The 6797-nt window shown below is 56.4% G+C and carries 6 protein-coding genes; 4 read left to right on the forward strand and 2 right to left on the reverse strand.

Features of this window, described 5'->3' with window-relative positions; genetic code table 11:
* Together ACMHXE_RS07715 and ACMHXE_RS07720 are read left to right on the forward strand one after the other, a co-directional pair.
* A complete protein-coding gene (locus ACMHXE_RS07715) occupies positions 1-888 on the forward strand; it encodes a DMT family transporter (RefSeq protein WP_101056234.1) in 888 nt (295 codons plus the stop codon).
* Positions 889-1316: 428 nt separating this feature from the next.
* A complete protein-coding gene (locus tag ACMHXE_RS07720) occupies positions 1317-1448 on the forward strand; it encodes a hypothetical protein (protein WP_263619495.1) in 132 nt (43 codons plus the stop codon).
* An 83-nt stretch (positions 1449-1531) separates the two neighbouring features.
* On the opposite strand, the gene ACMHXE_RS07725 is transcribed toward ACMHXE_RS07720, so the two are convergent.
* Together ACMHXE_RS07725 and zntR are read right to left on the reverse strand one after the other, a co-directional pair.
* On the reverse strand, positions 1532-2866 hold the full coding sequence (locus tag ACMHXE_RS07725; protein ID WP_101056233.1) for an SO_0444 family Cu/Zn efflux transporter: 1335 nt from the start codon (positions 2864-2866) through the stop codon (positions 1532-1534).
* The gene (gene zntR / locus ACMHXE_RS07730) at positions 2860-3351 is read right to left on the reverse strand and encodes a Zn(2+)-responsive transcriptional regulator (protein ID WP_101056232.1); all 492 of its coding nucleotides are present in this window, start codon (positions 3349-3351) and stop codon (positions 2860-2862) included. The genes ACMHXE_RS07725 and zntR overlap by 7 nt, the downstream gene beginning before the upstream one ends.
* Positions 3352-3627: 276 nt before the next feature.
* On the opposite strand from zntR, the gene purH reads away from it, so the two are divergent.
* Both purH and purD read left to right on the forward strand, forming a co-directional pair.
* Positions 3628-5217 carry a bifunctional phosphoribosylaminoimidazolecarboxamide formyltransferase/IMP cyclohydrolase gene (purH, locus tag ACMHXE_RS07735; protein ID WP_101056231.1) on the forward strand — a complete coding sequence of 530 codons (1590 nt, stop codon included), beginning with the start codon at positions 3628-3630 and terminating at the stop codon, positions 5215-5217.
* Positions 5218-5352: 135 nt separating this feature from the next.
* Positions 5353-6648 (forward strand): phosphoribosylamine--glycine ligase, encoded by a 1296-nt coding sequence (purD, locus tag ACMHXE_RS07740; RefSeq protein WP_101056230.1) that lies wholly within the window; start codon positions 5353-5355, stop codon positions 6646-6648.
* Positions 6649-6797: the final 149 nt, after the last annotated feature.

Below are 6797 nucleotides of genomic sequence, written 5' to 3' on the forward strand. Positions count from 1 at the left end.
TTGTATCTTTTTCCATTATTGGCGGTAGCCATCTGGGCCGGCAATAGTCTGGTTAATAAACTCTCCGCCGATGTTATAGCGCCGGAAGCCATCTCTTTCTACCGTTGGGCCTTTGCACTTTTGTTATTGACCCCAGTGTTGCTTCCCGGGGTTTGGCGCCGCCGCGCCATGATTCGCCCTCATCTTGGCAAACTCGCCGTGTTGGCCAGCTTGGGAATGGTGCTGAACCAAAGCCTGGCGTATTTTGCCGCCGCGACCACCAGCGCCACCAATATGGCGCTGATCACCTCTCTGGTGCCGGTTCTAAGCCTGCTACTGGCGGTGTCTTTGCTCGGAGTGAGGCTCTCCAAATTGGCTCTGCTGGGCGCCTTTATCTCTTTCAGCGGTTTGCTGTTTATGCTCAGCCAAGGCGACTTGGCCCGGCTGTCAACCTCTGTGGTACCCGGCGATCTCTTGTTGTTGCTGGCCGCCGTGGTCTACGCCCTCTATGGCGTGCTGTTAAAACGCTGGTCGCTGCAACTGCCGACCTGGGACCTGCTGTATATGCAGATACTGTTCGCCGTGTTCATGCTGTCGCCCCTGCTGCTCTTTGCCAGCAGTATCAGCATCACCCAAGCTTCACTGCCCTTGATAGCCTATGCCGCTATCTGTGCCTCGATTCTGGCGCCTTGGGCCTGGATCAAGGCGATTGCGTTGCTGGGCACAGAGAGAACCGCCATCTTTATGAACCTGATGCCAATCTTCACCGCAGTGCTGGCATCCACGTTACTGGGTGAGCAGTTGGGAGTCCCTCACTATGTCGGCGGTGCCTTGGTGCTGACCGGGGTCAGCCTGGTGCAGTATCGTGCGAGACGCCCAAGAGCCATGCTCAAGGCGGAAGCGCTTTAAAGGAAGGTTGTGGCAGCGACTGATTCGCCCAGGCTTTCACTCACTCTCTCACACAATCTTTCGCACGGCCCTGGCCACTTTGTAGTGAAATACTCTTGGGAAATTCTCGCAAAGGGCCAGGGCCATTGGCTGCGAACCGCGCCTTGCATTCAGGCATGCAAGCCGACACAGTGCACAGATAGAACTTGTTCGCGCTCCTTAGTCAAATACCATCTCAAAAGCAAAGCGTTATTCTCAAATATTCTATTGAAGCCGACAGCAGTATTTCGGCAACAGGCGTAAAATATCCAGGTCGGCCCAGGCCGACCAACTGGTTGAATCACGCCGGTGTCTGACTGACCGGTATGCCAGCTGTAAGTGGATCTTAAATTGCAGGAAGCGGGGAGAAAAACCCCAGCCAGGCTTTCGCTATCAATGGAATCAACACCATGAAAGAGCACAAAAACAGCAAAGAGCAAAAGAAGAAACCCATGCACTCTGCCAAGGAGAAGCGGGCCGCCAAAATGGCCAAGAAGCAGGCCAAACTCAATCCTGTGGAGAATATCAAACAAGGCAAATGACCCTCTCCCTTCACAGCCCCTGTTTGGCAATAGATAAAACGAAAGGCGCTCAATCGAGCGCCTTTCCCTTGTGCAGTGGAGTGTCAGCCGGAGCAGCAATCCCTCCGCAGCCAACGCCTGGGGATCTTATCGTAAATCACCTTGGCCATCAGCAGCGCCAGAACAATCCCCGACCAGTTAACCACGGCCTGTGGCAGTAACTGGTGCTCTTCCCCTATCTGCGGCATCACTTCAAAACCAAAGTTCGCCACCAGCAGGTTCACCAGCATTCCAGCCAGCAGCGCCACTCCGAGTACCCCGCCAAGATAGCCGTAAAGCGCCCGTTTACCCATCTCTTTAGCGACTACGCCTAGGGTGGCTATGTTGGTGGCAGGTCCCGCCAGCATAAACACCAACACGGCGCCCGGGGAAACCCCGGCCAGCAGCAAACCTGCCGCTATCGGCGTCGAAGCAGTGGCACAGATATACATGGGGATTGAGATGAGAACCATCACCAGCATGGCCAGAATACCGCCGCCCCATTGGGCCAGGAAGTCTCCCGGCACATAGGTCTGTACCAGTGCGGCAAAGAACAACCCCACCAGCAACCAGATGGCGGTGTCACGCACCAGATCCGTGGCGGCATACTTGAGACCGGCCAGCACTCTATGCAAGACAGACTTCGACTTGAGTTCAGCTGCCATGTCGTCACTGTCGCAGCAGCTCGAGGCCGATTGCGATGATGAACAACATGAAGCCGCCTCTACCTTAGGTTGAGAGCAGCAGGACTGAGTGGCTTCCTCCTTGACCGAAGAGCAACAAGACCCGCCGGCGGTGCTGGCCTTAGCGGTACTGATCTTAGCCGTACTGCAGCAGTCTGCCTCTTGCACCTTGGCCGGGGCACAGCAGGAACTCTGAGCTTGTGTCGGCGCGGCCTTGAGAGGACTGTAGTTGGCGGCGCCTACCGGCTTGAACTGAGCCGCAGTTTTGGCTTGAGCCTTCTCCGGCTCGCTCTTCTTCACTGCCTCAGAGGGCAAAACCGGCTCATCATCGCGGCCAACCAGCAAACCTGCCACTATGGCACTGCACACCGCGGCAATGGGCCTGACAATCGCCATAAAGGGGCCGAGCAGAACATAGGAGACAGTGACCGAATCGACGCCGGTTTCCGGGGTCGATACCAGAAAAGAGGTGGTAGCCGCCTTGGAGGCGCCGCTGCGTCTCAGGCCAACAGCGGCCGGGATAACGCCGCAGGAACACAGCGGCAAAGGCGCGCCCAGCAGGGCCGCCTTGACCGTGGTCTTGAGGCCATGGCCCCCCAATTGTTTTTGCATCCAGCTCATGGGAACAAAAACCTTTAGCAGCCCCGCCAGCACCAGCCCCAATAGCAGCCAGGGGGCCGACTCGAGAAACAGCTCAATAAAATTATCCATCAACATGATTTTGCGCCCCTACTTACACGGCTATTGGCATGACTGTGCTTGTGACCCTTGCCGGTTTCGACTCTGGGGGACAGCTCATCGTCACAGGACTCCAACGCCTCCAAAATCGAACAATGCTCGGCACTTTCAGGGCCGCCACAGCAGGTATCAGACAGTAACTGCAAAGACTGGCGGAACTGATTAAGCTCGGCAATTTTCTGCTGGACCTTATCCAACTTGTCGTCCACCATGCCTTTGACATCGCTGCAGGCACGGTTGGACTTATCCAGTTCAATGGACAAAAGCTCGGCTATCTCCCCCAGGGTAAAACCCACCGCCTTGGCCCTGAGAATAAACTTCAGCCGCTCGGCATCCCTGTCGCTGTAGACCCGGTAACCGGAGTCGGTGCGCATAGAGGGTGCCAGCAGGCCGTGTTTCTCGTAAAACCTCAGGGTATCGGCCTTGATATCAAAGCGCTTGGCCAGTTCACCTATCCTGTACATATGCAGTTCCTGCTAATAATTCCTATTCAAGTATAAAGCTTAGAGCTTAATCCAAGGTCAAGTGTTTTTTATCCCGCTTCGGGGTTTTGGCTTGTTCGCAGAGCAATATTGTGAAACGCGTAGAAAAAACACCGCCACAAATTGTTTTACGTTAAAATACAGCGCGCCTTGAGGGTTCCCGGACCATTCGAGGGACTTTTGGAAAACAATGCAAATCAGCACTGCCTGGTTTTCCGAAAGATCCTTGAATATAAAAAAGTGGAATACTGTACCCAAATGAATAATGCCAGACCCATACGTCGCGCGCTCTTGAGCGTATCTGATAAGACCGGAATCCTGGAGTTCGCCAAGGCGCTGCATGCCCAGGGCGTTGAACTGCTGTCCACCGGAGGCACCGCCCGCTTGCTGGCGGATAACGCTATACCTGTCATTGAAGTTTCAGACTACACAGGTCACCCAGAGATCATGGATGGCCGGGTCAAGACACTGCATCCCAAAGTGCATGGCGGTATTCTCGCCCGTCGTGGCCAGGACGAAGCCGTCATGGAAGCCAACGGCATAGGCCCGATTGACCTGGTGGCCGTTAACCTCTACCCCTTCGCCGAAACCGTTGCCAAGCCGGGTTGTACCCTGGAAGACGCCATCGAGAATATCGATATCGGCGGCCCGACCATGGTGCGCGCCGCGGCCAAGAACCATAAAGATGTCACCATAGTGGTCAACGCCTCTGACTATCAACGCGTACTGGCAGAAATGGCGGCCCACCAGGGCTCAACCACTCTGGCGACCCGTTTCGATCTGGCCATTGCCGCCTTTGAACATACGGCCGCCTATGATGGCATGATAGCCAACTACTTCGGCACTCAGGTTCCGGCCCACAGCAAGGACGAGTGTCATCAGGATTCCAAGTTCCCGCGCACCTTCAACACTCAGCTGCTGAAGAAACAAGATCTGCGTTACGGCGAGAACAGCCACCAAAGTGCCGCCTTCTATGTTGACCTCAACACAGACGAAGCCTCGGTCGCCACTGCCGTGCAGCTGCAGGGTAAGGCGCTGTCTTACAACAATATCGCCGACACCGACGCCGCACTGGAATGCGTCAAGGAATTTGAGCAACCCGCCTGCGTTATCGTCAAGCACGCCAACCCCTGTGGTGTCGCCCTGGGCAGCGATCTGCTGGACGCCTACAACCGCGCCTTCAAGACAGACCCTACCTCGGCCTTCGGCGGCATCATCGCCTTCAACCGTGAGCTGGACGGCGCCACTGCGGCGGCCATTGTCGAGCGTCAGTTTGTTGAAGTGATCATCGCTCCTAAGGTCAGCGAGCAAGCCCGCGAGCTGGTTGCCAAGAAAGCCAATGTCCGTCTGCTTGAATGTGGTCAGTGGCAAGGCCGTACCAAGGGCCTGGATTACAAGCGGGTCAACGGTGGTCTGCTGATCCAGGACAGAGATCAAGGCATGGTAACCGAGGCCGACCTCAGGGTGGTCAGCAAGCGTCAACCTACTGCCGAAGAAATCAAAGATCTGCTGTTCTGCTGGAAGGTCGCCAAATTCGTTAAGTCCAACGCCATTGTTTATGCCAAAGACGGCATGACCATAGGGGTGGGCGCAGGTCAAATGAGCCGGGTCTACAGCGCCAAAATCGCCGGTATCAAGGCCGCCGATGAAGGCTTGGTCGTGGAAGGTTCAGTGATGGCATCCGATGCCTTCTTCCCCTTCCGTGACGGTATCGATGCCGCTGCTGCTGCCGGTATCAGCTGCATCATTCAACCCGGTGGCTCAATCCGCGATGAAGAGGTGATTGCCGCTGCAGACGAGCATGGAATGGCCATGGTATTTACCAATATGCGCCACTTCCGTCACTGATAGTCAGCAGGCCCAAACCGGCCTGCACTGATGCAATGAACTTATCGCCGGAATAACCTCCGGCGATTCGCCGTAACAAAGCCCTGCCCGGCCTGAACCTGCCCGCAAGGCGTTAAGCGAAACAAGGATAAGAAGATGCAAGTACTCGTGATTGGTGGTGGTGGTCGTGAACATGCCCTGGCCTGGAAGGCAGCGCAATCTGCCGCCGTGGAAACCGTATTTGTTGCTCCGGGGAATGCCGGCACGGCGCTGGAGCCCAAGCTGGAAAACCTGGCGATAGAAGCCACGGATATCCCGGCGCTGCTGGCCTTTGCCAAGCAACAACAGATAGCCCTCACCATAGTCGGCCCAGAGGCCCCTCTGGTACAGGGTGTAGTCGATGCCTTCCGCGCCGAAGGCCTGAATATCTTTGGCCCCACCGAAGCGGCGGCGCAACTGGAAGGCTCCAAGGCCTTTACCAAAGACTTTCTTGCCCGCCACCGGATCCCAACCGCCGACTACCAGAACTTCACTGAAATTGCCCCGGCCAAGGCCTATGTTACCGAGCTTGCCGGTCGCACTGGTTTCCCTGTGGTGATCAAGGCCGATGGTCTGGCCGCAGGTAAAGGGGTAATCATCGCCCAGGATCAAACCGAGGCCGATGCCGCCATCGACGATATGCTGGCAGGCAACAAGTTCGGCGAAGCCGGCTCCAGAGTGGTCGTTGAGGAGTTTCTGCGCGGCGAAGAAGCCAGCTTTATCGTGATGGTCGACGGCAACAATATTCTGCCTATGGCCACCAGCCAGGATCACAAGGCCCGTGACAACGCCGACAACGGCCCCAACACAGGCGGCATGGGTGCTTACTCCCCGGCGCCGGTCGTCACCCAAACAGTGCATGATTGGGTCATGGCCAATGTTATCCGGCCAACGGTTGACGGCATGGCCGCCGAAGGCAATGTCTACACCGGCTTCCTCTATGCCGGCTTGATGGTTGCCGCCGATGGCAGCGCCAAGGTGCTGGAATACAACTGCCGCTTTGGCGACCCCGAGACTCAACCTATCATGATGCGCCTCAAGTCGGATCTGGTGGAGCTCTGCCTGGCCGCCTGCCGTGGTGAGCTGGACAAGGTCAGCGCCGAATATGATCAGCGCGCCGCCGTCGGTGTGGTCATGGCCGCCGGGGGCTATCCTGATGATTACCGCAAGGGTGATGTTATCGAAGGGCTTTCGCTCGGCAATAATGAAGCCAAGGTGTTCCACGCCGGTACCAAGATGGTCGATGGCCATGTAGTCACCAATGGCGGCCGGGTATTGTGCGCCACCGCGTTGGGCAACACAGTGACCGAGGCCCAACAGGCCGCTTATGCCCTGGTGGATGAAGTCCATTGGGACGATGTCTATTTCAGAACCGACATAGGCTATCGCGCCATCGCCCGCGAGCAGGCATAACGGCTTTCACTCTGTTAGCCAGACTCAACAATCAACAAACAAGCCCGGAATTTTCCGCAACGTAGTTCACTTAAGCGGAGCTGCCTTGTGATTAACAGGATATCGGGTCTTTGATATTTTTACCGCCCTAGGCCGATTTGGCTTAGGGC

The sequence above is a fragment of the Shewanella sp. BJSY2023SW007 genome (genome assembly GCF_047314525.1).
GTDB lineage: Bacteria > Pseudomonadota > Gammaproteobacteria > Enterobacterales > Shewanellaceae > Shewanella > Shewanella chilikensis.

Bases quoted from the DNA above. Each gene is read 5' to 3' on its own strand.
- ACMHXE_RS07720 (WP_263619495.1), top strand. From the start codon at position 1,317: ATGAAAGAGCACAAAAACAGCAAAGAGCAAAAGAAGAAACCCATGCAC.
- ACMHXE_RS07725 (WP_101056233.1), bottom strand. From the start codon at position 2,866: ATGTTGATGGATAATTTTATTGAGCTGTTTCTCGAGTCGGCCCCCTGG.
- zntR (WP_101056232.1), bottom strand. From the start codon at position 3,351: ATGTACAGGATAGGTGAACTGGCCAAGCGCTTTGATATCAAGGCCGAT.
- purH (WP_101056231.1), top strand. From the start codon at position 3,628: ATGAATAATGCCAGACCCATACGTCGCGCGCTCTTGAGCGTATCTGAT.
- purD (WP_101056230.1), top strand. From the start codon at position 5,353: ATGCAAGTACTCGTGATTGGTGGTGGTGGTCGTGAACATGCCCTGGCC.